Below are 25,838 nucleotides of genomic sequence, written 5' to 3' on the forward strand. Positions count from 1 at the left end.
GAGCACATAAAAAGGCGGCTATTTTTGCAACCTGTGTCACGAAATTGACTTTGGCGCGCCATCCCCCGCAGTGAGAGGCAATCTCTCATCCTCCCGTCTCCTCCCCCATAAAAAAGCCGGGGGTGGAGGATTTACCAGGTTAATGAATGCCGCATAGTCAGCCCATCTTGAATGTGTCTTTAAGTGACAAGTTGTAACGAAGGGAGATGGGCATGGCGAGCGTACAGCTGCGAAATATAACGAAAGCCTGGGGAGACGTGGTGGTATCGAAAGATATCAATCTCGACATCCAGGAAGGGGAGTTCGTGGTGTTTGTCGGGCCATCGGGCTGCGGCAAATCTACCCTGCTGCGTATGATCGCCGGGCTGGAAACCATAACCAGCGGTGATTTGTTTATCGGCGAAACCCGGATGAACGACATCCCACCCGCAGAACGCGGCATCGGCATGGTCTTCCAGTCTTACGCGCTCTACCCTCATCTCTCCGTCGCGGAAAATATGTCTTTCGGCCTGAAGCTGGCCGGCGCCAAAAAAGATGTGATCAACCAGCGCGTCACTCAGGTGGCGGAAGTGCTGCAGCTGGCGCACCTGCTTGAGCGTAAGCCGAAGGCGCTTTCCGGCGGCCAGCGTCAGCGCGTAGCCATCGGTCGTACCCTGGTGGCGGAGCCTCGCGTCTTCCTGCTGGATGAACCGCTTTCAAACCTCGATGCCGCGCTGCGCGTGCAGATGCGTATCGAAATCTCCCGCCTGCACAAGCGGCTGGGACGCACGATGATTTACGTGACCCACGATCAGGTTGAAGCGATGACTTTGGCCGACAAGATTGTGGTGCTGGATGCAGGTCGCGTCGCACAGGTAGGGAAACCGCTTGAGCTGTATCACTACCCGGCCGATCGCTTTGTTGCGGGCTTTATTGGCTCGCCAAAGATGAACTTCCTGCCGGTAAAAGTCACCGCAACCGCCATTGAGCAGGTTCAGGTAGAGCTGCCAAACCGCCAGCAAATTTGGCTGCCGGTGGACAGCGCCCGCGTTCAGGTTGGCGCAAACATGTCCTTAGGCATCCGCCCGGAACATCTGCTGCCCAGCGATATCGCCGACGTGACCCTCGAAGGGGAAGTGCAGGTGGTTGAGCAGCTTGGTCACGAAACGCAAATTCATATCCAGATCCCAGCCATCCGTCAGAACCTGGTCTACCGCCAGAACGACGTGGTGTTGGTAAAAGAGGGAGCCACATTCGCTATCGGTTTGCCACCGGAACGTTGCCATTTATTCCGTGAGGATGGCACGGCGTGTCGTCGGTTGCATCAAGAGCCGGGCGTGTAAGGCTTCCCATTAAAATAAAACGCGAACCCCTAAGCGCTGCAGCAGCAGGCAGAACGACGGGCGAAGTGTTCAAAGAAAAGCAATGATCTCAGGAGATAGAATGATGATTACTCTGCGCAAACTTCCACTGGCGGTAGCCGTTGCGGCAGGCGTTATGTCTGCTCAGGCGATGGCCGTCGATTTCCACGGTTATGCTCGTTCCGGCATTGGCTGGACCGGCAGCGGCGGTGAACAGCAGTGCTTCCAGGCAACCGGTGCTCAAAGTAAATACCGTCTTGGTAACGAATGTGAAACCTATGCGGAATTAAAACTGGGCCAGGAAGTATGGAAAGAAGGTGATAAGAGCTTCTACTTCGATACTAACGTCGCGTACTCCGTATCGCAGCAGAATGACTGGGAATCAACCAGCCCGGCATTCCGTGAAGCCAACGTGCAGGGTAAAAACCTGATCGACTGGCTGCCAGGTTCCACCATCTGGGCCGGTAAGCGTTTCTACCAGCGTCATGACGTTCACATGATCGACTTCTACTACTGGGATATTTCAGGTCCTGGTGCTGGTATTGAAAACATCGATCTGGGCTTCGGTAAGCTGTCTATGGCGGCAACCCGTTCTTCTGAGTCCGGCGGTTCTGCCACCTTCGCTGACCGCGATGCGCTGGGCAACCGTATTTATGACAACATCGTGCCGAACGACGTCTTCGACGTGCGTTTAGCGCAGATGGAACTCAACCCAGGCGGTACCCTGGAGCTCGGCGTCGACTACGGTCACACCAACGTTCCGGATAACTACTACCTGCAGCCAGACGCGTCTAAAGACGGCTGGATGCTGACCGCTGAACACACCCAGAGCATGCTGAAGGGCTACAACAAGTTCGTGCTGCAGTACGCAACCGACGCGATGACCTCCAACGGCAAAGGCGTTCCGCAGGGCGGCAGCATTAACAACGACGGTACCATGTGGCGCGTGCTTGACCACGGCGCGATCTCCATGGGCGATAGCTGGGACATGATGTACGTTGCGATGTACCAGGATATCAACCTCGACAACAACAACGGCACCAAATGGTGGACCGTCGGCGTACGTCCAATGTACAAATGGACGCCGATCATGAGCACCCTGCTGGAAGTTGGCTACGACAACGTAGAATCGCAGAAAACCGGCGACAACAACAACCAGTATAAAATCACCCTGGCACAGCAGTGGCAGGCTGGCGACAGCATCTGGTCGCGTCCGGCAATCCGCGTATTCGCAACCTACGCCAAGTGGGATGAGAAATGGGGCTATGCGAACGGCGACTCCGGTACTGGCTACACCTCCGGCGTGGCGTATAACGACACCTCTGCGAAGACCTTCAGCCGTGGCGATAGCGACGAGTGGACCTTCGGTGCCCAGATGGAAATCTGGTGGTAATCCTGCCTGACCTGTCATGACCAAAAGAGGGGCGCAAGCCCCTCTCTATCTTAGGCCCTGCGAGCTATTGCCTGGCTACCGCTCGGCCATCGGAATTGAGGTGATAACAATGAAAATGAATAAAAGTCTCGTTGCCCTCTGCCTGTCCGCCGGCCTGTTGGCCAGCGTACCCGCAGTCAGTTTTGCCGATGTGAATTTTGTGCCGCAGAATACCGCTGCCGCACCGACGATCCCCGCCTCCGCGCTACAGCAGTTAACCTGGACGCCGGTCGATCAGTCAAAATCTCAGGTCACCAACCTCTCGACGGCAGGACAGTCGCTGAATATTCCCGGCATCACCGGGCCGGTCGCCGCCTATAGCGTCCCGGCGAACATCGGTGAGCTGACCATTACCCTGACCAGCGAAGTGAACAAGCAGACCAGCGTTTTTGCACCGAACGTGCTGATTCTTGACCAGAATATGACGCCATCTGCGTACTTCCCCAGCAGCTACTTTACCTACCTCGAGCCGGGCGTAATGAGCTCGGATCGCCTCGAAGGGGTGATGCGTCTGACGCCGGCGCTGGGCCAGCAAAAGATTTACGTCCTGGTCTTTACCACGCCGCAGGATCTGCAGCAGACCACCAAATTAATCGATCCGGCGAAGGCCTACGCCAAAGGTACGGGTAACGCGGTACCGGATATTCCGGACCCGATTGCCAAACATACCACCGAAGGTACCCTGGGTCTGAAGGTGAAAACCTCTTCCGGCTCCAGCGTGCTGGTTGGCCCGCTGTTTGGCTCCTCCGGCCCGGGTCCGGTTACCGTCGGCAATACGGCCGCGCCGGTATACAGCGCGCCGGCCGCCGCTCCGGTTGTGGCTCCGGTCGCCGCACCGGCGGCGAAGAGCGAGCCGATGCTGGACGATACGGAAACCTACTTTAACAACGGCATCAAGCAGGCGGTTGCGAAAGGTGATATCGACAAAGCCCTCAAATTGATGAACGAAGCCGAGCGCCTCGGCTCGAAATCTGCCCGTTCCACCTTTATCAGCAGTGTAAAAGGCAAGGGGTGATCGTCTCCCCACAATGCTGATGTTTAGGCACAGCCTTTAGGTGCGTCCGCCTGGACGCACTTTTTTTTCTCGCGCGCGGCTGCTGTTGCATGGCTGTTGCGCGGAAGATCGTATCTTGATGTTTGCCCGCCCCGATCGGCCTATTCTGCGATACAATGCCTTCACGTTATGTATCGGAGAATCAGGCATGTCACATCCTGCGCTTACGCAACTGCGTGCGCTGCGCTATTTTGCCGCTATGCCCCCGCTGGAACCCTCGCTGCGCGACTGGCTGCTGCTGGAAGACTCAATGACCAAACGCTTTGAGCAGCAGGGGAAAAAGGTTAGCGTTATGCTGGTCAACGAAGCGTTCGTTGGACGTGAAGCGCTGGTCGGCGAAGAAGCGCTGCTGCCGGATGAAGCGCGTTACTGGCTGCGGGAAATTATTCTCTGCGCCGATAATGAACCCTGGCTGGCTGGGCGCACTCTCGTTCCGGAATCGACGCTGAGCGGCCCCGAACTGGCGCTGCAGCAGCTTGGGCAGACGCCGCTGGGCCGCTATTTGTTCACGTCTTCGACGTTAACCCGTGATTTTATTGAAATTGGGCGCTATGCGGAGCTCTGGGGGCGTCGTTCCCGCCTTCGGCTGAGCGGTAAACCGCTGCTGCTGACAGAGCTGTTTCTGCCGGCATCGCCGCTGTATTAAGAGGAAGAGAAAATGGAGTGGAGTCTGACGCAGAATAAGCTGTTGGCGTTTCATCGCCTGATGCGTACTGACAAACCGATCGGCGCGCTGCTGCTGCTGTGGCCGACGCTGTGGGCGCTATGGGTTGCGACGCCGGGTATTCCGCCGCTGTGGATTCTGGCCGTTTTTGTCGCCGGAGTGTGGCTGATGCGCGCCGCCGGCTGCGTGGTCAACGACTATGCCGACCGTAAGTTTGACGGTCACGTTAAACGCACCGCGCGTCGCCCGCTGCCCAACGGCGACGTGACGGAGAAAGAGGCCCGGGTGCTGTTTGCCGTGCTGGTGGTACTCTCGTTCCTGCTGGTGCTGACCCTCAATACCATGACCATTCTGCTGTCGGTGGCGGCGCTGGCGCTGGCGTGGGTCTATCCATTTATGAAACGTTACACCCACCTGCCGCAGGTGGTGCTCGGCGCGGCGTTTGGCTGGTCGATTCCGATGGCCTTCTCCGCGGTGAGCGAATCGCTGCCGCTGAGCTGCTGGCTGATGTTCCTCGCCAACATTCTGTGGGCGGTGGCCTACGATACCCAGTATGCGATGGTCGACCGGGACGATGACCTTAAAATCGGCATCAAATCAACGGCGATTTTGTTTGGTGAAAACGACCGCCTGATTATCGGCATGCTGCAGATCGCGGTGCTGGTATTGATGGGCGCGGTAGGCTGGCTGAACGGCCTGGGCTGGGAATACTACTGGTCGCTGTTTATCGCGGCGGGGCTGTTTTTCTGGCAGCAGAAGCTGATTTTCCGTCGTGAACGCGACGACTGCTTCAAAGCGTTTTTAAACAATAACTACGTTGGGCTGGTGCTGTTCCTCGGCCTGGCGATGGGCTACATGGCGTAGTTTCCCCAGTCTTCGTTATGACTCCCCGACCTGCGATGCGCAGGCCGGGGCAGGTCTCAGGCGCTACGCTTCATCCTGCGCGGCGCTTTCAATCGTCAGACGCACATCCGAGGTAATCAGGTTCGCCAGCATCTGGTAAACCTTCAGCGTCTCTTCCGGCTCGGCGTCGCCGGTATCGCTAATGTAGCCTTCGTCACGCAGCGTCAGTACCAGAGTACTGAATACCGCCTTATCGAAGAACTCCGGCGCGTTGATACCGTGCAGAACCGACAGGCGCTGGGCCATCGTGCGACTCTCTTTCTCCAGCGAACTGCGGTTAATCGAAGGATTCGCGCTCAGCAGCCAGAAGGTGATGGCGTAGCGCTGGAGCGTTTCACGCGCGCCGGCGGCCAGCAGCTGCAGCAGGCGGGAGTGCGACGGGTTGATGCTTATCTCATCATCGCTCAGCACCAGCAGGCCCTGGCGCTGCATCTCAGCGGTCAGCGCATCGATAACGCTCGCCAGCTCCTCTTTTTCCCAGCGCAGGAACAGCTCGGCCTTCAGCAGCGGATAGAACATCTCGACGTGACGCAGCACCTCCGCGCGGGTGATCCGCCGATGCTGGGTCACAATCGCCGCCAGCAGCGAAGGCATCATCAGCATATGAGCGATGTTGTTGCGGTAGTAGGTCATCAGCACCGCCTGCTCGCGCGGCAGAATAATGATGTCGCCGATGGTGTCCTTCTCGACCTCGAACTTATTCATCTTCAGCGCGTGGTCAATCAGCTCGCTGGCGGAAGCCGCCGGCGTGGTCGCGTCCGGAGAGTAGGGCACGTTACGCAGCAGATCGAGATAGCACTCAAGCTGCTGGGTCAGCTGCTCGCGGGTCAGCGAACGCTGGCGCGATGCCAGCAGCGCGGTACAGCACAGGTTCATGGCGTTTGCCGCGCCGGCGTTGTTGATGCGGACCATCAGATCGGCGGCGATGCTGTTTACCGTCGGCGTCAGCCAGGACGGGCGAATGGCTTCGATAGGATCGATAGATTCGCGCCACTCCGGCACGTGCTGGTTGAGATAGGTCATCAGCGGCAGCGGTTCGCCGAAGTTAACGTACCCCTGGCCGAGGTTACGCAGCTTGCTCAGGCCGCGCAGCATCTGCGGCAGGCTCTCTTTCTCTTTCGTCGCGCCGCGCAGCTCTTTGGCGTAGGTTCCGACTTCCATCACGTGCTCGTAGCCGATGTAGATGGGAACCAGCGTGATTGGCCGGGTGCCGCCGCGCAGCATCGCCTGAATAGTCATCGACAGGGTGCCGGTTTTCGGGTCCAGCAGGCGCCCGGTACGGGAGCGTCCGCCCTCGACGAAGTACTCCACCGAGTAACCGCGGCTGAACAGCTCGCCAAGATATTCGCGGAATACCGTTGAGTAGAGCTTGTTGCCCTTAAACGTACGGCGAATAAAGAACGCGCCGCCGCGGCGGAAAATCGGCCCTGCTGGCCAGAAGTTGAGGTTGATGCCGGCGGCGATATGCGGCGGTACCAGCCCCTGGTGGTAGAGCACGTACGAGAGCAGCAGGTAGTCCATATGGCTACGGTGGCACGGAACGTAGACTATCTCGTGCCCTTCGTGCGCCAGCTGCCGCACGCGCTCGGCGTTGTGAACGTTAATGCCCTGATACAGCCGGTTCCAGGTAAAGCCCAGCACGCGGTCGGTCAGGCGAATCATCTCGTAGGAGAAGTTGGCGGCGATCTCTTCCATCAGCGCGATCGCGTTTTGCTGCGCCTTCTCGTGGGAGATTTTCTTGCTGCGGGCTTCGTCTTCCACCGCACGGGCGATGGCTTTTGACGCCAGCAGCTTGTTGAACAGATCCTGACGGGCGGGCAGGCGCGGGCCGACGGCGGCCAGGCGCTGGCGGGCGAAGTGCATACGCGCCACGCGGGCCAGCTTCTGGGCGATGGTTTTGTCGGTTCCGTGCTCGGACGCCATTCGGCGTAGCGACACCGGCGGCGAGAAGCGCACGAAGCTGTCGCGGCCCAGCCACAGCACGGCGAAGAATTTCTGAATACCATTAAGCATGCGCAGCGGCGGATTGAGCTCGCCTTTTTCGCGCCCGGGCGCACGACCAAACATCACCGACACCGGCACCATTTGCACATCGAGGTCAGGGTGGTTGCGGTGCAGATCCAGGTAGTCGTGGAACAGCTTGATGGACTCTTCTTTCGGCGTGTAGTAGGTAAATACGCGCGGGCCGCCGTGGATGAAGACGTAGCGGGGCAGCAGGGTGCCGTCGATTTCGAGCGGCTCGAGCGGATCGGCTAAATCGTGCTCCAGGCACTGCGCGCGCAGCGTCAGCAGGTCTGCCTTCGAGTTATAGGGCAGAACGTACATAATCGGACGCGAGGTATCCAGTCCTAATTCCTGAGCAGGCTCTGCGGGAATAGACTTGCTTTTTACCAGCAGCCGTAATGGTAAATTAAGTAATTTATAGTAAATTCGTTGCCAGCCGGACATAAACGATGTGAAGCCTCTGGTTAATCATGCAAATGCGCGGCAAGAATAACAGAAAGTGCGCAAAATTTCCGTCGCCACGCGGCAAACGCGTACACTCATTGACGTCATTTACATAAAAAGGTTCTTTTGATGGCCAATAATACCACCGGGTTAACCCGAATCATTAAAGCAGCAGGGTATTCCTGGAAAGGTTTTCGTGCGGCATGGATAAATGAGGCCGCCTTTCGTCAGGAAGGGATCGCCACCGTTATTGCCATTGCGATCGCCTGCTGGTTGGATGTTGACGCCGTGACGCGCGTGCTGCTGATAGGCTCGGTCCTGTTAGTGATGATAGTCGAAATTCTTAATAGCGCGATTGAGGCGGTGGTGGACCGGATTGGCTCCGAGCACCATGAGCTTTCCGGACGGGCGAAGGATATGGGCTCTGCGGCGGTCTTTCTGGCGATCGTCATCGCGCTGATCGTCTGGGTTACGCTGCTGTGGTCGCACTATCGCTAAGCGCCGCTAGCATCAGGCTATCGGGTTTGCCGTCCACCGCCCCGGTTTAGCGTCCGTGGGCCGGAGGCCGGCGAGCCTCCCTCCACGCGTTTTTTTGTCTCGCGTGGAGCCGCAGCGCCTCGCCACCATCCCCTCTGCGTTAACCGGCTCCGGCGGGCATCAAAACAAAAGAATCTCCTGATTTATGTGTGAAATTTGATTCCAAAATCACCGTTAGCTGTATATACTCACAGCATAACTGTATATACACCCAGGGGGCGGAATGAAAGCGTTAACGACCAGGCAGCAAGAGGTGTTTGATCTCATCAGGGATCATATCAGCCAGACGGGCATGCCGCCGACGCGTGCGGAAATTGCTCAGCGCTTGGGGTTCCGTTCCCCAAACGCGGCGGAAGAACATCTGAAAGCGCTGGCGCGTAAAGGCGCAATCGAGATCATTTCCGGTGCCTCCCGCGGTATTCGTCTGCTGACTGAAGAAGAGCCCGGCCTGCCGCTGATTGGCCGCGTCGCTGCCGGCGAGCCGCTGCTGGCGCAGCAGCACATCGAAGGCCACTTCCAGGTCGACCCGGCAATGTTCAAGCCGAGCGCCGATTTCCTGCTGCGCGTCAGCGGTATGTCGATGAAAGACATCGGTATTCTTGACGGCGATCTGCTGGCGGTACACAAAACGCAGGATGTGCGCAACGGGCAGGTTGTGGTCGCACGCATCGATGAAGAAGTGACGGTTAAACGCCTTAAAAAGCAGGGTAACGTCGTCGAACTTCTGCCGGAAAACAGCGAGTTTTCACCGATCGTGGTGAACCTACGCGAGCAAAGCTTTACCATTGAAGGTCTGGCCGTCGGCGTCATCCGCAACGGCGAGTGGCTGTAAGCGCCTTCTCTAACGCAGCATCGTCTGATGCATGATGCTGCGCTATCTCTCCTCGCTCAGGCTTTCCCCCATGCTTTTTAATGCTGCTGATAAGGCCCTGTGGCGCCTGGCGCTACCGATGATTTTCTCCAATATCACCGTCCCGCTGCTGGGCCTGGTGGATACTGCGGTCATCGGCCATCTTGATAGCCCGGTTTATCTGGGCGGCGTGGCGGTCGGCGCTACGGCGACCAGCTTCCTGTTCATGCTGCTGCTCTTTCTGCGAATGAGTACCACCGGCCTGACGGCGCAGGCGTTTGGCGCAAAGGATCCCGTTCGCCTGGCGCGCGCGCTGGTGCAGCCGCTTGGCCTGGCGCTGGCCGCCGGTCTGCTGATCGTTGTGTTTCGTATTCCGCTCATTAACCTCGCGCTGCATATCGTCGGCGGCAGCGAAGCGGTGCTGGAGCAGGCCCGGCGTTTCCTGGAGATCCGCTGGCTGAGCGCTCCGGCATCGTTAGCTAACCTGGTGCTGCTGGGCTGGCTGCTGGGCGTCCAGTATGCCCGTGCGCCGGTGATCCTGCTGATTGTCGGCAACCTGCTGAATATTGTCCTCGATCTGTGGCTGGTGATGGGTCTGCACATGAACGTGCAGGGCGCGGCGCTGGCGACGGTGAGCGCCGAATACGCCACCTTTATCATTGGCCTGCTGATGGTGAAACGCGTGCTGACGCTGCGCGGCGTGTCGTTCGCTATGCTCAAGGGCGCCTGGCGCGGCGATATCCGGCGACTGCTGGCCCTCAACCGCGACATCATGCTGCGTTCGCTGCTGCTGCAGCTCTGCTTCGGGGCGGTGACCGTTTTCGGTGCGCGTCTGGGAGGCGATATCGTGGCGGTGAACGCCATTCTGATGACCATGCTAACCTTCACCGCCTATGCGCTGGATGGCTTTGCCTACGCCGTGGAGGCCCACTCCGGGCAGGCCTACGGCGCGCGCGATGGCAGCAAGCTGCTGGAGGTATGGCGGGCCGCCTGTCGACAGTCCGGCATGGTCGCGCTGGCGTTTGCGCTGATCTACAGCGTGGCGGGCGAGCAGATTATCGCTCTGCTGACCTCAATACCTTCGCTCCAGCAGCTCGCCGACCGCTATCTGTGGTGGCAGATGATTCTGCCGACGATCGGCGTCTGGTGCTATCTGCTGGACGGGATGTTTATCGGCGCGACGCGCGGCAGCGAAATGCGTAACAGCATGGCGGTGGCCGCCTTGGGCTTTGCCTTAACCCTGCTGACGCTGCCGGTGCTCGGTAACCACGGACTGTGGCTGGCGCTGGCGGTGTTCCTGGCGCTGCGGGGCCTGTCGCTGGCGCTGATCTGGCGGCGGCACTGGCAGCGAGGAACCTGGTTTTCATAACGTGTTTTGTCGTAAAGATGGTTAAAGATTCCGAATAATAAAATTAACTCAGAATTCTCATCTATAGTTAATCATACGTCCGGCACACAGCGGGCTGTTAATTCACCGAACGATGAGGATTGAATTATGAATAAAGACGAAATCGGCGGTAACTGGAAACAGTTAAAAGGTAAGGCCAAAGAGCAATGGGGCAAGCTTACCGACGATGATATGACCGTCATCGAGGGCAAGCGCGACCAGCTGGTCGGTAGAATCCAGGAGCGTTATGGCTACGCTAAAGATCAGGCAGAGAAAGAAGTGTCTGACTGGGAAACCAAAAATGACTATCGCTGGTAGCGATCGGACATAAAGCGTTAACCCTTTGTTTTAACGCATTGTTATTGCCTGCCCGAACGGTACAAGGATGTACGAAAATCCCCTGATTCCCGCTGCGGCTAACGCCTCAGCGGGCTTTCTTTTTAATCTGGATGGTGTGGTCGTGGTGGCAGTGCCCCGGCGTGTTGCAGGCTTCTACTTCGACGCAGCCCGCGCACAGCCCGTGCGCTTCAATCACGTTATGGCGCAGGGCGAAGCCCATTTTTGCCGCCAGCGTATGCATGATGTCCTCTACGCCTTCCGCGCACTCTTCTTTCACCACGCCGCAGCGATCGCAGATAAACATCGCTGAGCTATGAGTTGGCTGATCGAACAGATGGCACAGCACATAGCTGTTGGTTGATTCCACCTTGTGCACGAAACCCTGCTCCAGCAGAAACTCCAGCGCCCGGTAGACCGTTGGCGGCTTGGCCTGCGGCTCTTTACCGCGCAGCAGATCGAGCAAATCGTAGGCGCTGATCGCCCCCTGCTGCAGACTCATCAGGCGCAACACTTCCAGGCGCTGCGGAGTCAGGCGCACGCCCCGCTGCGCGCAGAGCTTTTCAGCATGCGCTAACATTTCTTGCGAAGTGGACTTATCCATGAGCATCCTCTGGTTGCGTAACGATGAAGTTGTTACTTTATCACGATCCAGGCAAAACGCCGAGAACCCACGGTTTGTGCTATACCTGATGCATCTCATTTTCGGGAGAAAACGATGAAACGACCTGATTGCATTCGACATTGGCGCGAGCTGGAGGGGCCGGATGATGCCACCTATCCTGACAGCACTGAGCTCTTTTCCATCGGCGCGCCGCTGGCCCGGGGTTTACGGCTAAACCGGCTGGGGATCCATCATGAACGCCTGCTGCCGGGGCGTCGCACCTCTTATCCGCATGCGGAAAGCGATGAAGAAGAGTTTATCTACGTGCTGGAAGGGTATCCGGAAGTGTGGATAAACGGCTATCTGTGGAAGCTGGAACCCGGGGACAGCGTGGGTTTTCCCGCCGGTACCGGGGTATGTCATACCTTCCTGAACAACACCGAGGAGGAGGTGTGCCTGCTGGTGGTCGGCGAAGCGAATAAAAAATTTAACCGGATCTACTATCCGCTTAACCCCAGCTACGCCGCGACGCGCCAGGATCGCTGGGTTGACCATCCACCGCAGTTCTTCGGTCCCCACGACGGCAAGCCGCGCAGGAAATAGCGTTTTTTCCACCCCAGGATATGACCATTGGCGCTATGCGCCTGTGGTTTATCTTTGTGCTATAGTAGCGCCCCTTTTTACCCGGATGCCTGTTTATTCGCCATGATGCCAGAATCAACTTCTACCGCTTTTGCTGCCCACCGTTTTTCCATCGCACCGATGCTCGACTGGACCGACAGGCACTGCCGCTACTTCCTGCGCCAGCTGTCGCGCCATACGCTGCTGTACACCGAAATGGTGACCACCGGGGCGATTATTCACGGTAAAGGCGACTATCTGGCCTACAGCGAAGAGGAGCATCCCGTTGCGCTACAGCTGGGCGGTAGCGATCCGGCTGCGCTGGCGCAGTGTGCGAAGCTGGCGCAAGCACGCGGCTACGATGAGATCAACCTCAACGTCGGCTGCCCGTCTGACCGCGTGCAGAACGGGATGTTCGGCGCCTGCCTGATGGGCAATGCGCAGCTGGTTGCCGACTGCATTAAGGCGATGCGCGACGTGGTCTCGATTCCGGTAACGGTAAAAACGCGCATTGGCATTGATGACCAGGATAGCTATGCGTTCCTGTGTGATTTCATCGATACCGTATCCGGGAAAGGCGAATGCGATATGTTCATCATCCACGCCCGCAAAGCCTGGCTTTCCGGCCTGAGCCCGAAAGAGAACCGCGAGATCCCGCCTCTGGACTACCCGCGCGTCTACCAGCTAAAGCGTGATTTTCCGCATCTGACGATGGCGATCAACGGTGGGATCCGCTCGCTGGAAGAGGCGAAGCTGCACCTTGAGCATATGGACGGTGTGATGGTTGGGCGCGAAGCGTACCAGAATCCAGGCATGCTGACCGCGGTTGACCGGGAGATTTTTGCGGCCAGTGGCGCGGATGCTGACCCGGTTGCCGTGGTGCGCGCCATGTATCCGTATATCGAGCGTGAGCTGAGCAACGGGACCTATCTTGGCCATGTGACCCGCCATATGCTGGGCCTGTTCCAGGGGATCCCCGGCGCTCGCCAGTGGCGTCGCTACCTGAGTGAAAACGCGCATAAGGCCGGGGCGGATATTAACGTCCTGGAACACGCGCTGAAGCTGGTGGCCGATAAGCGTTAACGTTTCGCTAAAATTTAGTCAAATACGCCACGCCCTGAAGTTAACTTCAGGGCGTTTTGCTTTAAATTCAATAAATTATAATTGGCACGCTTCTTGTAATGCCTGAGTACAGAGGGCTATTGCTTTGGAGAGAAGACGATGCTGGAACTGCTATTTATTATTGGTTTTTTTGTGATGCTGCTGGTGACCGGCGTGTCGCTGCTGGGCATTATTGCCGCGATTGTTGCGGCGACGGCGCTGATGTTCGTCGGCGGTCTGTTTGCGATGATGATTAAACTGCTGCCGTGGCTGCTGTTGGCCGTTGCGGTGGTATGGGTGATTCGGGCGATAAATAAGCCAAAAATCACCCGCTACCGTAGCAACAACCGCTGGCGTTATTAAGGGAGTGAGTGGTAGGTCACAACCTGAGGAATTTTGCATAAAACGGCGTAGGTTTTGCTTATTAAATCTGTCACTATTAGCGCGTTAACGAATTCATCGCGCTGTACCCTACATACAGCCGAACTAAAAAAAGTAAGGGCTTCCATTTGGAAGCCCTAAACTTTTCTACCCTCCCGACTCTCCCGTCATACTTCGAACTACAGGTGCGTTGGCTGCGTTAACTCACCCCGGTCACTTACCGGAGTAAGCTCCCGGGGATTCGCTATCTTGCCGTCTTCCCGTAGCCCGAATTATTTAGGGAGGTTTCCCGTTCAGGCAGCAGGGGCGTTTTGCTATTACGGCAGCAGCAGGCTTGAGCCTTCGGTGGCGCGGCTTTCGAGCACCTCGTGCGCGCGTCGGGCGTCGGCCAGTGGATATTTTTGGCTCTCGGCAACGTCGACGTTTATCACCCCGCTGGCGATCAGCGAAAAGAGCTCGTTACTGGCTTCCACCAGCTCTTCGCGGTTGGTGATATAGCCCTGCAGAGAAGGGCGGGTAACGTACAGCGAACCTTTCTGGTTGAGGATCCCCAGATTAACGCCGGTAACCGGGCCGGAAGAGTTGCCGAAGCTGACCATCAACCCTCGCCGCTGCAGACAGTCAAGCGAGGCCTCCCAGGTGTCTTTGCCCACGGAATCATAGACCACGTGCACCTTCTTACCCTCGGTAATCTCTTTTAGCCGCTCAGCGATATTCTCTTCACGATAGTTGATCGTCTCCCAGGCTCCGGCCTGCTTCGCGCGCTGTGCCTTTTGCGCGCTGCCGACGGTGCCGATGAGCCTGGCGCCCAGCGCCTTCGCCCACTGGCAGGCTATCAGCCCGACGCCGCCGGCCGCGGCGTGGAACAGGAACGTCTCACCGGCTTTGATTTCGTAGGTTTTACGCAGCAGATAATAGACCGTCAGCCCCTTAAGGAAGGAGGCCGCCGCCTGCTCGAAGGAGATGGCCGCAGGCAAAATCGCGGCTTTATCGGCGGGGACGTTATGCACCGAGCTGTAGGCGCCCAGCGCCGACTGGGCGTAAACGACGCGATCTCCGGCTTTAATATGGGTGACGCCGATCCCGACCTTGCTCACCACGCCGGCGGCTTCGGTACCTAATCCGCTCGGAAGCGCAGGGGGCGGATAGAGGCCGCTGCGAATGTAGGTATCGATGTAGTTGATACCAATAGCTTTGTTCTCTACCTGTATCTCGTGCTCTGCCGGATCCCCTGCCACAAACTCCACCACCTGCAGAACTTCGGGGCCACCGTGCTTGTGAAATTCAATACGTGTTGCCATGCTTCCTCCTGAACTATGTGGTAACCTTTCGAGCCAATTTCTATACCGGGAATTCCATTCAATATGGCAGGAAATAAACCCTTCAACAAACCCCAGACTGAACCCCGAGTTCGCGATCCGCAGGTCGCCGGGTTGAAAGTACCGCCGCACTCGATTGAAGCGGAACAGTCGGTGTTGGGCGGTTTAATGCTGGACAACGAGCGCTGGGACGACGTCGCCGAGCGCGTTGTTGCAGAAGATTTTTACACGCGTCCGCACCGTCATATCTTTATTGAAATGGCCCGCCTGCAGGAAACCGGCAGCCCGATTGACCTTATTACGCTCGCGGAATCGCTTGAACGCCAGGGGCAGCTGGACAGCGTAGGCGGTTTCGCCTATCTGGCTGAACTCTCAAAAAATACGCCAAGTGCGGCGAACATCAGCGCTTATGCCGATATCGTGCGCGAACGTGCCGTTGTCCGCGAAATGATCTCGGTGGCGAACGAAATTGCCGAAGCGGGCTTTGACCCCCAGGGCCGCACCAGCGAAGACCTGCTCGATCTGGCGGAGTCCCGGGTCTTTAAGATCGCCGAGAGCCGCGCGAATAAAGACGAAGGTCCGCGAAATATCGCCGAAGTGCTTGATGCGACCGTTGCGCGTATCGAGCAGCTGTTCCAGCAGCCGCACGACGGCGTCACCGGCGTCAATACCGGCTATGACGACCTGAATAAAAAGACCGCAGGTCTGCAGCCGTCGGATTTGATCATCGTCGCGGCGCGTCCGTCGATGGGTAAAACGACGTTTGCGATGAACATCGTCGAAAATGCGGCGATGCTGCAGGATAAGCCGGTCCTGATTTTCAGCCTCGAGATGCCCTCTGAGCAAATTATGATGCGTACCCTGGCCTCGCTGTCGCGCGTCGACCAGACGCGTATTCGTACCGGCCAGCTGGATGACGAAGACTGGGCGCGAATTTCGGGCACCATGGGCATTCTGCTGGAAAAACGCAATATCTATATCGATGACTCCTCCGGCCTGACGCCGACGGAGCTGCGCTCCCGCGCCCGCCGCATCGCCCGCGAGCACGGCGGCATTGGCCTGATTATGATCGACTACCTGCAGCTGATGCGCGTACCGGCGCTCTCCGATAACCGTACCCTGGAGATCGCCGAAATCTCCCGCTCGCTGAAGGCGCTGGCCAAAGAGCTGCAGGTGCCGGTGGTGGCCCTGTCGCAGCTTAACCGCTCCCTGGAGCAGCGCGCCGATAAGCGCCCGGTAAACTCCGATCTCCGTGAATCAGGCTCTATCGAGCAGGATGCCGACTTAATCATGTTTATCTATCGTGATGAGGTTTATCACGAGAACAGCGACCTGAAAGGCATCGCCGAAATTATTATTGGTAAGCAGCGTAACGGCCCCATTGGTACGGTACGTCTGACGTTTAACGGGCAATGGTCGCGCTTCGATAACTATGCCGGCCCTCAGTATGATGATGAGTAAATCTCCGTAGTCCTTCACGCCGCTGGTACGTTGACTCGCCCGCCCGTCTCGGTCACTTAGCCTGTTAAGCTCCCGGGGCGCCCGGGCCTGTCGCCTTCCGGCAGCGCGATGGATACCGGCGACTCTTTTATTAAGGAACTTAAATGCAAGCGGCAACTGTAGTCATTAACCGCCGCGCTCTGCGACACAACCTGCAACGTCTGCGTGAACTGGCGCCTGCCAGCAAGCTGGTTGCAGTCGTGAAAGCGAACGCTTACGGACACGGTCTTATCGAGACCGCGCGAACGCTCCCTGATGCCGACGCCTTCGGCGTCGCCCGGCTTGAAGAAGCCCTACGCCTGCGGGCGGGCGGCATCACGCAGCCGATCCTGCTGCTGGAAGGCTTTTTTGAAGCCAGCGATCTGCCGGTGATTGCCGCCCAGCGCCTGCAAACGGCGGTGCATAGCCCCGAACAGCTGGCCGCGCTGGAAAGCGCGGAGCTGAGCGAACCGGTCAGCGTCTGGATGAAGCTCGATACCGGCATGCATCGGCTGGGCGTGCTGCCGGAAGATGCGGAGGCTTTCTACCAGCGCCTGAGCCGCTGTAAAAACGTCCGCCAGCCGGTGAACGTCGTCAGCCACTTTGCCCGCGCGGATGAGCCGGAGTGCGGGGCCACCGAGCGGCAGCTGGATATCTTCACCACCTTTACCGATGGCAAGCCTGGCCTGCGCTCTATCGCCGCCTCCGGCGGGATTTTGCTGTGGCCGCAGTCGCATTTTGACTGGGCGCGTCCGGGCATTATTCTCTACGGCGTGTCGCCGTTAGAGAATCAATCCACCGGCGCCGATTTTGGCTGCCAGCCGGTGATGTCGCTGACCTCGAGCCTGATTGCCGTTCGCGAGCATAAAGCGGGCGAGCCGGTGGGCTACGGCGGGACCTGGATTAGCGAACGCCATACCCGTCTCGGGGTGGTGGCGATGGGCTACGGCGATGGCTATCCGCGCGCCGCGCCGTCCGGTACCCCGGTGCTGGTTAACGGTCGGGAAGTGCCGATTGTCGGCCGCGTGGCAATGGATATGATCTGCGTCGACCTCGGCCCCGAGGCGCAGGAGAAGTCCGGCGATCCGGTGGTGCTGTGGGGAGAAGGTTTACCCGTTGAACGGATTGCAGAAATCACGAAAGTAAGTGCTTACGAACTTATCACGCGCCTGACTTCACGCGTTTCGATGAAGTACGTCGATTAGCCCCGATTTACCGCAATATTCCCCGGCAGCGTCACGGCCGCCGGGGCCAGGGTGCTACCGGACAGCCCGGCTATGGCGCCAGCGCTGCGGCCGGGAAAAGCCCCGCCGGCGTCCTGGCGGGCGATCGTCATCGGCAAACCGCCAACATCCTCTCGACCTGCCACGGCTTCCGGTTTATTGTGTTATGACCTGCCTTTTGTAAACCTGGAGAAACATCGCGTGTTTCAGAAAGTTGACGCCTACGCTGGCGACCCCATTCTCTCCTTAATGGAGCGTTTCAAAGAAGATCCTCGCAGCGACAAAGTAAACCTCAGCATTGGTTTGTACTACAACGAAGCCGGAATTATCCCGCAGCTGAAGGCGGTGGCGGAAGCGGAAGCGCGCCTTAACGCACAGCCGCACGGCGCCTCGCTGTATCTGCCGATGGAGGGTCTGAATGCTTACCGTAGCGCCATTGCGCCGCTGCTGTTTGGCGCCGATCACCCGGTACTGCAGCAGCAGCGCGTGGCTTCCATTCAGACGCTGGGCGGTTCCGGCGCGCTGAAGGTGGGGGCGGATTTCCTCAAGCGCTACTTCCCGCAGGCGCGCGTATGGGTCAGCGATCCGACCTGGGAAAACCACATCGCCATCTTTGAAGGGGCTGGATTCGAAGTAAGTGCTTACCCTTGGTTTGATAATGAGACCAACGGCGTGCGCTTTGAGGCGCTGCTCGAGAGGCTGCGCACGCTGCCTGAAGGCGATATCGTGCTGCTGCATCCGTGCTGCCATAACCCAACCGGCGCCGATCTGAGCCATGACCAGTGGGATGAAGTGGCAAAAGTGCTGAAAGCGCGCAGCCTGATCCCTTTCCTCGACATCGCCTACCAGGGTTATGGCGCGGGCATGGAAGATGACGCCTGGGCGATCCGCACGATTGCCAGCGCCGGTATGCCGATGCTGGTCAGCAACTCGTTCTCGAAAATCTTCTCCCTGTACGGCGAGCGCGTGGGTGGCCTGTCGGTGGTTTGCGAAGATAGTGAAACGGCGGGACGCGTGCTTGGCCAGCTGAAGGCAACCGTACGCCGTAACTACTCCAGCCCGCCGAACTTCGGGGCGCAGGTGGTTGCCACCGTGCTGAACGACGCGGAGCTGAAGGCCTCATGGCTGGCTGAAGTCGAAGAGATGCGCACGCGCATTTTAGCGATGCGTCAGGAGCTGGTGAACGTCCTGAAAGAGGCGGTCCCCGGCGTTAACTTTGACTACCTGCTCAAGCAGCGCGGTATGTTTAGCTACACGGGATTGAGCGCCGCTCAGGTCGATCGCCTGCGGGAAGAGTTTGGCGTCTATCTGATTTCCAGCGGAAGAATGTGCATGGCGGGCCTTAACTCGGGCAACGTTCAGCGCGTCGCGCAGGCATTTTCTGCAGTGCTATAGCCCCCGCAGCAGTATCCGGCCCTTTCCGGCGTTAAGGAGAGGGCGGTTTCCCCTCCCGAAGTGTGATCATTCTCTTTTTCTATGACATTCGAGCAGAAACCTCTTTTCATCACCGGATGCGGAGGTTAAGGTCATGGTGAATTTATAAGCATGCACATTATTGAAAATTATAATGATTCGGTTATTTACACTCGCCATCATGCAAAGTGCGTCTCAGCTCCAGGGAGCGTTCGGCTAACCGTGGCCGTCAAAGAGGCCGTTTGAATGATGGCGGTTTATAGGGATAAATATGCGCAAAATCACCCTGGCCTTCGGGGCCGTCTGCCTGCTGTTCACGCTCAATAGCGCCGTCGTTGCCCGCGCCTCGACGCCGCAGCCCCTCTCGACGGGAACCAACGTCGCTAAGCTCGCTGAACAGGCGCCGATTCACTGGGTATCGGTGGCGCAGATTGAAAATAGCCTGCTGGGGCGCCAGCCGATTGCGGTGGGCTTTGATATTGACGATACCGTGCTGTTTTCCAGCCCTGGATTCTGGCGCGGCCAGAAGACATTCTCTCCCGGCAGCGATGCTTACCTGAAAAATCCCGAGTTTTGGGAAAAAATGAACAACGGCTGGGATGATTTCAGCATGCCGAAAGAGGTCGCTCGTCAGCTGATTGCGATGCACGTTAAGCGCGGCGATAGCATCTATTTTGTGACCGGCCGCAGTCAGACCAAAACCGAAACGGTCTCGAAAACCCTGCAGGATGATTTCCTGATCCCCGCGTCAAACATGAATCCGGTCATTTTTGCCGGCGATAAGCCGGGACAGAATACGAAAACCCAGTGGCTGCAGGAGAAAAACATTAAGGTCTTCTACGGCGACTCGGATAACGATATTGGCGCCGCCCGTGACGCGGGCGCACGAGGTATTCGCATTCTTCGCGCCTCCAACTCCTCATACAAGCCTTTACCGATGGCCGGGGCCCAGGGAGAAGAGGTGATTGTGAACTCCGATTACTGATTGCCTGCGGGCGAAATAGCAGCCAGCAACAGCGGCAGCCGGTGGGCTGCCGTTTTTTTGTACAAAATCCGCTCCGGAAGGTTTTACCTTTTCGCTTATTGCTGCACACTTAGAAAGATTCATTCGCAGCATGAATGGCTTATCTGACATCGACAGTCGGGCCGCGATGCGGCTCGCGGAATATCGCATTCACGGCGGTTCGCGCCATCGCGTCGGGACGCTCATGGGGAGAATATTAGATGACAATTTCGGAGTTATTGCTCTACTGCATGGCCAAGCCTGGCGCGGAGCAAAGCGAACACAGCGACTGGAAGGCGACGCAGATTAAAGTGTCGGACGTGCTGTTTGCGATGGTCAAAGAGGTGGAGGATATGCGCCCTGCGGTGTCGCTGAAGGCCAGCCCGGAACTTGCCGAGCTTCTGCGGGAGCAGCACGCTGACGTGCGTCCTAGCCGGCATTTGAACAAGGCCCACTGGAGTACGGTGTTCCTTGATGGTTCGCTGCCCGATTCGCAGATTTACTACCTGGTCGACGCCTCTTATCAGCAGGCGATTAGGCTGCTGTCGGAGCCGACCCGACAGCAGCTTTCGCAGTGATTAGCTCAGCAACGGCTTGAGGAAATGCGCGGTGTGTGAGGCTTCGCACTCGGCAACCGTCTCTGGGGTCCCGGAGACGAGAATTTCCCCGCCGCCGCTGCCGCCTTCCGGCCCAAGATCCACAATCCAGTCCGCGGTTTTGATGACGTCCAGGTTGTGCTCAATGACCACGATGGTGTTGCCCTGATCGCGCAGCTGATGCAGGACGTCCAGCAGCTGCTGGATATCGGCGAAGTGCAGACCGGTGGTCGGCTCATCGAGAATATACAGCGTCTGGCCGGTTCCGCGCTTCGACAGCTCGCGCGCCAGCTTCACGCGCTGAGCCTCGCCGCCGGAGAGCGTGGTCGCCGACTGGCCAAGGCGGATATAGGTCAGGCCCACGTCCATCAGGGTTTGCAGCTTACGCGCCAGCGCAGGGACGGCGTCGAAGAACTCGCGCGCCTCTTCGATAGTCATATCCAGCACTTCATGGATAGTCTTACCCTTGTACTTAATCTCCAGCGTTTCGCGGTTATAGCGCTTGCCCTTGCACTGGTCACACGGCACGTAGATATCCGGCAGGAAGTGCATCTCGACCTTGATAACGCCATCGCCCTGGCAGGCTTCGCAGCGGCCGCCGCGAACGTTAAAGCTAAAGCGTCCCGGCGTGTAGCCGCGTGAACGTGATTCCGGCACGCCGGCGAACAGTTCGCGTACCGGCGTAAACACGCCGGTATAGGTTGCCGGGTTAGAGCGCGGCGTACGGCCAATGGGGCTCTGGTCGATATCGATAACCTTATCGAAATGCTCCAGCCCCTGCACGTCGCGATAGGGCGCCGGTTCGGCGATAGTCGCGCCGTTGAGCTGGCGCTGGGCTATCGGGAACAGCGTATCGTTGATCAGCGTTGATTTACCGGAGCCGGAGACGCCGGTAATGCAGGTAAACAGGCCTACCGGCAGCGTCAGGGTAACGTCCTTCAGGTTGTTACCGCGTGCGCCGGTCAGCTTCAGTACCTTTTGCGGATCGGCGGCTACGCGCTGCTCAGGCACCGCAATCTTGCGCTTGCCGCTCATGTACTGCCCGGTCAGGGATTCAGGCACCGCCATAATATCCTGCAGCGTGCCCTCAGCCACCACCTGTCCGCCGTGGACGCCAGCGCCGGGACCGATATCGATCACGTGGTCAGCGGCGCGAATCGCGTCTTCATCATGCTCAACGACAATGACCGTATTACCCAGATTACGCAGGTGAACCAGCGTCCCGAGCAGGCGTTCGTTGTCGCGCTGATGCAGGCCGATCGACGGCTCGTCGAGCACGTACATGACGCCGACCAGCCCGGCGCCGATCTGGCTGGCCAGACGAATACGCTGGGCTTCGCCGCCGGACAGCGTCTCCGCCGAACGCGAGAGCGTCAGGTAGTTCAGGCCGACGTTGACGAGGAACTTCAGGCGATCGCCGATCTCCTTCAGCACCTTTTCAGCGATTTGCGCCCGCTGGCCGGAGAGCTTCAGGTTGGTGAAGAAGTCCATCGCATGGCCAATGCTCATATCGGAGATCGTCGGCAGCGGCGTATTTTCGACGAAGACGTGGCGCGCTTCGCGGCGCAGACGGGTGCCATCACAGCTGGTACAGGAGCGGTTGCTGATGAACTTCGCCAGCTCTTCGCGCACCGCGCTGGATTCGGTCTCTTTGTAGCGGCGTTCCATATTGTGCAGAACGCCTTCGAACGGATGGCGGCGCACGGAGGTGTCGCCGCGATCGTTCATGTACTTGAATTCAATGTTCTCTTTGCCGGAGCCGGACAGAATGACTTTCTGCACGTCGGCATTGAGGGTGCCCCAGGGCGCTTCGATATCGAACTGGTAATGCTCGGCCAGCGACTTCAGCATCTGGAAATAATAGAAGTTACGTCGATCCCAGCCGCGGATCGCCCCGCCCGCCAGCGACAGCTCCGGGTTTTGGATCACGCGTTCGGGATCGAAATACTGCTGCACGCCAAGGCCGTCGCAGGTGGGGCAGGCGCCGGCCGGGTTGTTGAAGGAGAACAGCCGAGGTTCCAGCTCGCGCATGCTGTAGCCGCAAATCGGACAGGCGAAGTTGGCGGAGAACAGCAGCTCTTCCGCTTTCGGGTCGTCCATATTGGCAACCACGGCGGTCCCGCCGGAGAGATCCAGCGCCGTTTCAAACGACTCGGCCAGACGCTGGGCGAGATCGTCACGCACCTTGAAGCGATCGATAACCACTTCAATGGTGTGTTTCTTCTGCAGCTCAAGCTTTGGCGGATCGGAGAGATCGCAAACTTCGCCGTCGATCCTCGCGCGGATATAGCCCTGGCTCGCCAGGTTCTCCAGGGTCTTGGTATGCTCGCCTTTACGCTCTTTGATAATCGGCGCCAGCAGCATCAGGCGCTGGCCTTCCGGCTGGGAAAGCACGTTATCGACCATCTGGCTGACGGTTTGCGCCGCCAGCGGGACGTCGTGGTCCGGGCAGCGCGGTTCGCCGACGCGGGCGTACAGCAGACGCAGATAGTCGTGAATTTCGGTAATGGTGCCTACCGTAGAGCGGGGGTTATGGGACGTTGATTTCTGCTCGATGGAAATCGCCGGCGACAGCCCCTCGATATGGTCGACATCCGGCTTCTCCATCAGCGACAGGAACTGACGCGCGTAGGCGGAGAGCGATTCAACGTAGCGGCGCTGCCCTTCGGCATACAGCGTGTCGAAAGCCAGTGAGGATTTGCCTGACCCTGAAAGCCCGGTGACGACAATCAGCTTGTCGCGGGGGATAACGAGGTTGATGTTTTTGAGATTATGGGTGCGGGCGCCCCGAACTTCGATCTTATCCATTCACCTTTCCCGGTAGGTAGATACACGGATTGCCTGGTTTGTATGAAGAACAAACGGCGGAAACGGCTAATTATGGCACAATCCGACCTGTTTGAATATACAGTATTGGAATGGCAGCCGGGGTTGATGGTGAAAAATTGTATAGCGATAAGATGTTTACTGGAATCGACGTCCCAGCTATCTAAAAGGGCCTTTGTGGTGTTAGAATTACCGGTTTACACTTATTAAGAAACGTATTCAGGAGATTCGATCATGGCCAGCAGAGGCGTAAACAAGGTGATTCTCGTCGGTAATCTGGGGCAGGACCCGGAAGTACGCTACATGCCAAGTGGCGGCGCAGTCGCCAACTTCACGCTGGCGACTTCCGAATCCTGGCGCGATAAGCAGACCGGCGAAATGAAAGAACAGACCGAATGGCACCGCGTTGTGCTGTTCGGCAAGCTGGCTGAAGTGGCTGGCGAATACCTGCGTAAAGGTTCGCAGGTTTATATCGAAGGCCAGCTGCGTACCCGCAAATGGACCGATCAGTCCGGCGCTGAGAAGTACACCACTGAGATCGTGGTCAACGTTGGCGGCACCATGCAGATGCTGGGTGGCCGTCAGGGCGGCGGTGCTCCGGCAGGCGGCGGCCAGCAGGGCGGTTGGGGTCAGCCTCAGCAGCCACAGCAGCAGCCGCAGGGTGGCAACCAGTTCAGCGGCGGCGCGCAGTCTCGTCCGCAGCAGCAGGCTCCGGCAGCGCCTTCTAATGAACCGCCAATGGATTTCGACGACGACATCCCGTTCTAATCAGTACGTATTGAGAACGGTCGTCTCAGAATCATAAACCCTGCTTCGGCAGGGTTTTTTTATATGACCGTGACCCGCCTTCCTGCCCTCCGTTCCCCATTTCCCGTTTCCTCTACTCTGCTTCCTGCTTCCTGCTCCCATTTACGGACTGAACAGACCGCCGTGCCTGACGTCAGGTTTAAATAAATTACTATTAATAAACAATAAATTAAAAATCCCCCCTTCGTTCAGCCGCTTTCCCGTCCTCTACTCACCGTCTTGCGAAACAGCCTTTCTGTCCGGCCAGCCTCTTCTGCGCAGTCGATCACGTTTCATCGACATCAGCGCGCCAGGTTTGTGAGGATTATCTCTTTTCTGCATGCCGCTATTTGCTCATTGATGCCATAGCTAATATTTATTAGCTAATTATTATCAGTAATCGGGAGCAGTGATGAAACAGCAGTGGAGCAAAGAGCAGGCGCAGGCGTGGTATCAGCAGCAGGGTTGGCTTTGCGGGTTTAACTATCTGCCTTCGACGGCGGTGAACTGGACCGATATCTGGCAGGAGGAGACGTTCGATGCGCCAACCATCGAGCGCGAGCTGGGCTGGGCGGCAGAGGCGGGCTACAACACGCTGCGCATCAACCTGCCGTTTATCGTCTGGGAGGCCGATCGCGATGGCCTGATGGCGCGCATCGAGCGCTTCCTGACGCTTGCCGATAGCCGCGGCTTTAGCACCATGCTGACGCTGATGGACGACTGCGGCTTTTCGGGCGACGAACCCTATCTGGGGCCGCAAAAACCGCCGGTACCCGGCAAGCATAATAGCCAGGCGGCGGCGAGCCCGGGGCGGGACAAGGTTTGCGACCGCGACAGCTGGCCGCAGATTGAATGCTATATCCGCGACGTTATCCGCCAGTTCCGCGACGATAAGCGCGTTCTGCTCTGGGATCTCTATAACGAGCCGGGCAATCGCGGCATCTTTGCTACCGGCACGGTTGAGGTGCTGTACGACGAAAAGCTGGAAACCTATGCTCAGGAGCTGATGGAGCTCGCCTTCCGCTGGGCGAGAGAAGAGGACCCGACGCAGCCGCTCACCGTCTGCGCGTGGCGCCTGCCGGAGGAGGTTGAAGGAGAGGTGTTCTACCAGCATCCGCTGGATCGGGCCGCGCTGGCCCTCTCGGACGTGGTCAGCTATCACGCCTATACCAATACCGCCCGCATGACGGCGATTATCCAGCAGCTTCAGCAGCTGGAGCGGCCGATTTTTTGCACCGAATGGCTGGCTCGCCACGTTGGCAGCACCATCGAAGAGCAGCTGCCGCTGATGTATATCGCGAACGTTGCGCCTTATCAATGGGGCCTGGTGCGCGGGAAAACCCAGACCTGGCTGCCGTGGCCGGTGGTGATGAAGGCGTCTGGCGATTACTGCCGCCTCTGGTTCCACGACGTCTTTGAAGAGAACGGGATCCCGTTTTCCCGCAAAGAGATTGCGCTCATCCGCAGGCTTCGTCACATCGCCCAGCCGTCACGGGCATAATAAAAATATATCCGGCGGTACGCCGCCGGGATTA

General features: G+C 58.2%; 24 protein-coding genes. 19 read left to right on the forward strand and 5 right to left on the reverse strand.

Translation table 11 applies throughout. The annotated features are described in order from the left end of the window. The first annotated feature begins 212 nt into the window (after positions 1-212). From malK to ubiA, 5 genes are all read left to right on the forward strand, one after another. Complete coding sequence (gene malK / locus RTE01_RS20255) at positions 213-1,322, forward strand: maltose/maltodextrin ABC transporter ATP-binding protein MalK (RefSeq protein ID WP_041143587.1); 1,110 nt, start codon at positions 213-215, stop codon at positions 1,320-1,322. Positions 1,323-1,422: 100 nt separating this feature from the next. Continuing rightward, the gene (locus RTE01_RS20260; protein WP_041143588.1) at positions 1,423-2,733 is read left to right on the forward strand and encodes a maltoporin; all 1,311 of its coding nucleotides are present in this window, start codon (positions 1,423-1,425) and stop codon (positions 2,731-2,733) included. Between the two features lie 109 nt (positions 2,734-2,842). Continuing rightward, complete coding sequence (gene malM / locus RTE01_RS20265; RefSeq protein ID WP_134525120.1) at positions 2,843-3,787, forward strand: maltose operon protein MalM; 945 nt, start codon at positions 2,843-2,845, stop codon at positions 3,785-3,787. 187 nt (positions 3,788-3,974) lie between these two features. Next, on the forward strand, positions 3,975-4,472 hold the full coding sequence (gene ubiC / locus RTE01_RS20270) for a chorismate lyase (RefSeq protein ID WP_041143590.1): 498 nt from the start codon (positions 3,975-3,977) through the stop codon (positions 4,470-4,472). Between the two features lie 12 nt (positions 4,473-4,484). Then, positions 4,485-5,354, forward strand: a complete 870-nt coding sequence (gene ubiA / locus RTE01_RS20275; RefSeq protein ID WP_141335307.1) for a 4-hydroxybenzoate octaprenyltransferase — start codon at positions 4,485-4,487, stop codon at positions 5,352-5,354. 63 nt (positions 5,355-5,417) lie between these two features. Here the strand turns inward: ubiA and plsB are convergent, their stop codons facing one another. Continuing rightward, positions 5,418-7,841 carry a glycerol-3-phosphate 1-O-acyltransferase PlsB gene (gene plsB / locus RTE01_RS20280; RefSeq protein WP_041143592.1) on the reverse strand — a complete coding sequence of 808 codons (2,424 nt, stop codon included), beginning with the start codon at positions 7,839-7,841 and terminating at the stop codon, positions 5,418-5,420. 129 nt (positions 7,842-7,970) lie between these two features. On the opposite strand from plsB, the gene RTE01_RS20285 reads away from it, so the two are divergent. From RTE01_RS20285 to RTE01_RS20300, 4 genes are all read left to right on the forward strand, one after another. Next, positions 7,971-8,339, forward strand: coding sequence for a diacylglycerol kinase (locus RTE01_RS20285; protein ID WP_041143593.1), 369 nt, complete (start codon positions 7,971-7,973; stop codon positions 8,337-8,339). Between the two features lie 262 nt (positions 8,340-8,601). Next, entirely contained in the window at positions 8,602-9,210 is a 609-nt protein-coding gene (lexA, locus tag RTE01_RS20290) for a transcriptional repressor LexA (RefSeq protein ID WP_041143594.1), read from the forward strand. A gap of 70 nt (positions 9,211-9,280) precedes the next feature. After that, entirely contained in the window at positions 9,281-10,597 is a 1,317-nt protein-coding gene (gene dinF / locus RTE01_RS20295) for an MATE family efflux transporter DinF (RefSeq protein WP_115193786.1), read from the forward strand. A 126-nt stretch (positions 10,598-10,723) separates the two neighbouring features. Next, positions 10,724-10,933: a CsbD family protein gene (locus tag RTE01_RS20300; protein WP_041143596.1), complete on the forward strand. Its 210-nt coding sequence runs from the start codon at positions 10,724-10,726 to the stop codon at positions 10,931-10,933. Between the two features lie 106 nt (positions 10,934-11,039). Here the strand turns inward: RTE01_RS20300 and zur are convergent, their stop codons facing one another. Then, positions 11,040-11,555 (reverse strand): zinc uptake transcriptional repressor Zur, encoded by a 516-nt coding sequence (gene zur / locus RTE01_RS20305; RefSeq protein ID WP_041143597.1) that lies wholly within the window; start codon positions 11,553-11,555, stop codon positions 11,040-11,042. A 114-nt stretch (positions 11,556-11,669) separates the two neighbouring features. Between zur and RTE01_RS20310 the strand changes: the two genes are divergently transcribed. The 3 genes from RTE01_RS20310 to pspG all read left to right on the forward strand — a co-directional run bounded on the left by RTE01_RS20310 (position 11,670) and on the right by pspG (position 13,640). Continuing rightward, on the forward strand, positions 11,670-12,158 hold the full coding sequence (locus RTE01_RS20310) for a cupin domain-containing protein (protein ID WP_041143598.1): 489 nt from the start codon (positions 11,670-11,672) through the stop codon (positions 12,156-12,158). Between the two features lie 102 nt (positions 12,159-12,260). Continuing rightward, positions 12,261-13,259, forward strand: coding sequence for a tRNA dihydrouridine(20/20a) synthase DusA (dusA, locus tag RTE01_RS20315; RefSeq protein WP_115193785.1), 999 nt, complete (start codon positions 12,261-12,263; stop codon positions 13,257-13,259). A gap of 138 nt (positions 13,260-13,397) precedes the next feature. Continuing rightward, positions 13,398-13,640 carry an envelope stress response protein PspG gene (gene pspG / locus RTE01_RS20320; RefSeq protein ID WP_041143599.1) on the forward strand — a complete coding sequence of 81 codons (243 nt, stop codon included), beginning with the start codon at positions 13,398-13,400 and terminating at the stop codon, positions 13,638-13,640. A 335-nt stretch (positions 13,641-13,975) separates the two neighbouring features. Here pspG and RTE01_RS20325 read toward each other — a convergent pair whose 3' ends face one another. Next, a complete protein-coding gene (locus tag RTE01_RS20325) occupies positions 13,976-14,959 on the reverse strand; it encodes a quinone oxidoreductase (protein WP_141335309.1) in 984 nt (327 codons plus the stop codon). Between the two features lie 63 nt (positions 14,960-15,022). Here RTE01_RS20325 and dnaB point away from each other — a divergent pair, with 63 nt between their 5' ends. After that, positions 15,023-16,438, forward strand: coding sequence for a replicative DNA helicase (dnaB, locus tag RTE01_RS20330; RefSeq protein ID WP_041143601.1), 1,416 nt, complete (start codon positions 15,023-15,025; stop codon positions 16,436-16,438). Positions 16,439-16,581: 143 nt separating this feature from the next. Beyond that, the gene (gene alr / locus RTE01_RS20335) at positions 16,582-17,661 is read left to right on the forward strand and encodes an alanine racemase (RefSeq protein WP_134525121.1); all 1,080 of its coding nucleotides are present in this window, start codon (positions 16,582-16,584) and stop codon (positions 17,659-17,661) included. Here alr and RTE01_RS26200 read toward each other — a convergent pair. After that, complete coding sequence (locus RTE01_RS26200; protein ID WP_166793702.1) at positions 17,658-17,825, reverse strand: hypothetical protein; 168 nt, start codon at positions 17,823-17,825, stop codon at positions 17,658-17,660. The two genes, alr and RTE01_RS26200, sit on opposite strands and share 4 nt — an antisense overlap. Before the next feature lie 55 nt (positions 17,826-17,880). On the opposite strand from RTE01_RS26200, the gene tyrB reads away from it, so the two are divergent. The 3 genes from tyrB to RTE01_RS20350 all read left to right on the forward strand — a co-directional run bounded on the left by tyrB (position 17,881) and on the right by RTE01_RS20350 (position 20,673). Continuing rightward, positions 17,881-19,074 (forward strand): aromatic amino acid transaminase, encoded by a 1,194-nt coding sequence (gene tyrB / locus RTE01_RS20340; RefSeq protein ID WP_134525122.1) that lies wholly within the window; start codon positions 17,881-17,883, stop codon positions 19,072-19,074. 289 nt (positions 19,075-19,363) lie between these two features. Beyond that, a complete protein-coding gene (gene aphA, locus RTE01_RS20345) occupies positions 19,364-20,077 on the forward strand; it encodes an acid phosphatase AphA (protein WP_041143604.1) in 714 nt (237 codons plus the stop codon). Between the two features lie 239 nt (positions 20,078-20,316). Further along, positions 20,317-20,673 carry an MmcQ/YjbR family DNA-binding protein gene (locus tag RTE01_RS20350; protein ID WP_041143605.1) on the forward strand — a complete coding sequence of 119 codons (357 nt, stop codon included), beginning with the start codon at positions 20,317-20,319 and terminating at the stop codon, positions 20,671-20,673. Here the strand turns inward: RTE01_RS20350 and uvrA are convergent, their stop codons facing one another. Next, on the reverse strand, positions 20,674-23,499 hold the full coding sequence (gene uvrA, locus RTE01_RS20355) for an excinuclease ABC subunit UvrA (protein WP_041143606.1): 2,826 nt from the start codon (positions 23,497-23,499) through the stop codon (positions 20,674-20,676). A gap of 252 nt (positions 23,500-23,751) precedes the next feature. Between uvrA and ssb1 the strand changes: the two genes are divergently transcribed. Further along, positions 23,752-24,285, forward strand: a complete 534-nt coding sequence (gene ssb1, locus RTE01_RS20360) for a single-stranded DNA-binding protein SSB1 (RefSeq protein WP_041143607.1) — start codon at positions 23,752-23,754, stop codon at positions 24,283-24,285. Between the two features lie 430 nt (positions 24,286-24,715). Then, positions 24,716-25,804, forward strand: a complete 1,089-nt coding sequence (locus tag RTE01_RS20365; RefSeq protein ID WP_115193783.1) for a cellulase family glycosylhydrolase — start codon at positions 24,716-24,718, stop codon at positions 25,802-25,804. Positions 25,805-25,838: the final 34 nt, after the last annotated feature.

The sequence above is a fragment of the Klebsiella terrigena genome (genome assembly GCF_006539725.1).
Lineage (GTDB): Bacteria > Pseudomonadota > Gammaproteobacteria > Enterobacterales > Enterobacteriaceae > Klebsiella > Klebsiella terrigena.

Excerpts from the sequence above, each read along its gene's own strand:
- malK (WP_041143587.1), top strand. The coding sequence starts at position 213 with ATGGCGAGCGTACAGCTGCGAAATATAACGAAAGCCTGGGGAGACGTG.
- RTE01_RS20260 (WP_041143588.1), top strand. The coding sequence starts at position 1,423 with ATGATGATTACTCTGCGCAAACTTCCACTGGCGGTAGCCGTTGCGGCA.
- malM (WP_134525120.1), top strand. The coding sequence starts at position 2,843 with ATGAAAATGAATAAAAGTCTCGTTGCCCTCTGCCTGTCCGCCGGCCTG.
- ubiC (WP_041143590.1), top strand. The coding sequence starts at position 3,975 with ATGTCACATCCTGCGCTTACGCAACTGCGTGCGCTGCGCTATTTTGCC.
- ubiA (WP_141335307.1), top strand. The coding sequence starts at position 4,485 with ATGGAGTGGAGTCTGACGCAGAATAAGCTGTTGGCGTTTCATCGCCTG.
- plsB (WP_041143592.1), bottom strand. The coding sequence starts at position 7,841 with ATGTCCGGCTGGCAACGAATTTACTATAAATTACTTAATTTACCATTA.
- RTE01_RS20285 (WP_041143593.1), top strand. The coding sequence starts at position 7,971 with ATGGCCAATAATACCACCGGGTTAACCCGAATCATTAAAGCAGCAGGG.
- lexA (WP_041143594.1), top strand. The coding sequence starts at position 8,602 with ATGAAAGCGTTAACGACCAGGCAGCAAGAGGTGTTTGATCTCATCAGG.
- dinF (WP_115193786.1), top strand. The coding sequence starts at position 9,281 with ATGCTTTTTAATGCTGCTGATAAGGCCCTGTGGCGCCTGGCGCTACCG.
- RTE01_RS20300 (WP_041143596.1), top strand. The coding sequence starts at position 10,724 with ATGAATAAAGACGAAATCGGCGGTAACTGGAAACAGTTAAAAGGTAAG.
- zur (WP_041143597.1), bottom strand. The coding sequence starts at position 11,555 with ATGGATAAGTCCACTTCGCAAGAAATGTTAGCGCATGCTGAAAAGCTC.
- RTE01_RS20310 (WP_041143598.1), top strand. The coding sequence starts at position 11,670 with ATGAAACGACCTGATTGCATTCGACATTGGCGCGAGCTGGAGGGGCCG.
- dusA (WP_115193785.1), top strand. The coding sequence starts at position 12,261 with ATGATGCCAGAATCAACTTCTACCGCTTTTGCTGCCCACCGTTTTTCC.
- pspG (WP_041143599.1), top strand. The coding sequence starts at position 13,398 with ATGCTGGAACTGCTATTTATTATTGGTTTTTTTGTGATGCTGCTGGTG.
- RTE01_RS20325 (WP_141335309.1), bottom strand. The coding sequence starts at position 14,959 with ATGGCAACACGTATTGAATTTCACAAGCACGGTGGCCCCGAAGTTCTG.
- dnaB (WP_041143601.1), top strand. The coding sequence starts at position 15,023 with ATGGCAGGAAATAAACCCTTCAACAAACCCCAGACTGAACCCCGAGTT.
- alr (WP_134525121.1), top strand. The coding sequence starts at position 16,582 with ATGCAAGCGGCAACTGTAGTCATTAACCGCCGCGCTCTGCGACACAAC.
- aphA (WP_041143604.1), top strand. The coding sequence starts at position 19,364 with ATGCGCAAAATCACCCTGGCCTTCGGGGCCGTCTGCCTGCTGTTCACG.
- RTE01_RS20350 (WP_041143605.1), top strand. The coding sequence starts at position 20,317 with ATGACAATTTCGGAGTTATTGCTCTACTGCATGGCCAAGCCTGGCGCG.
- uvrA (WP_041143606.1), bottom strand. The coding sequence starts at position 23,499 with ATGGATAAGATCGAAGTTCGGGGCGCCCGCACCCATAATCTCAAAAAC.
- ssb1 (WP_041143607.1), top strand. The coding sequence starts at position 23,752 with ATGGCCAGCAGAGGCGTAAACAAGGTGATTCTCGTCGGTAATCTGGGG.
- RTE01_RS20365 (WP_115193783.1), top strand. The coding sequence starts at position 24,716 with ATGAAACAGCAGTGGAGCAAAGAGCAGGCGCAGGCGTGGTATCAGCAG.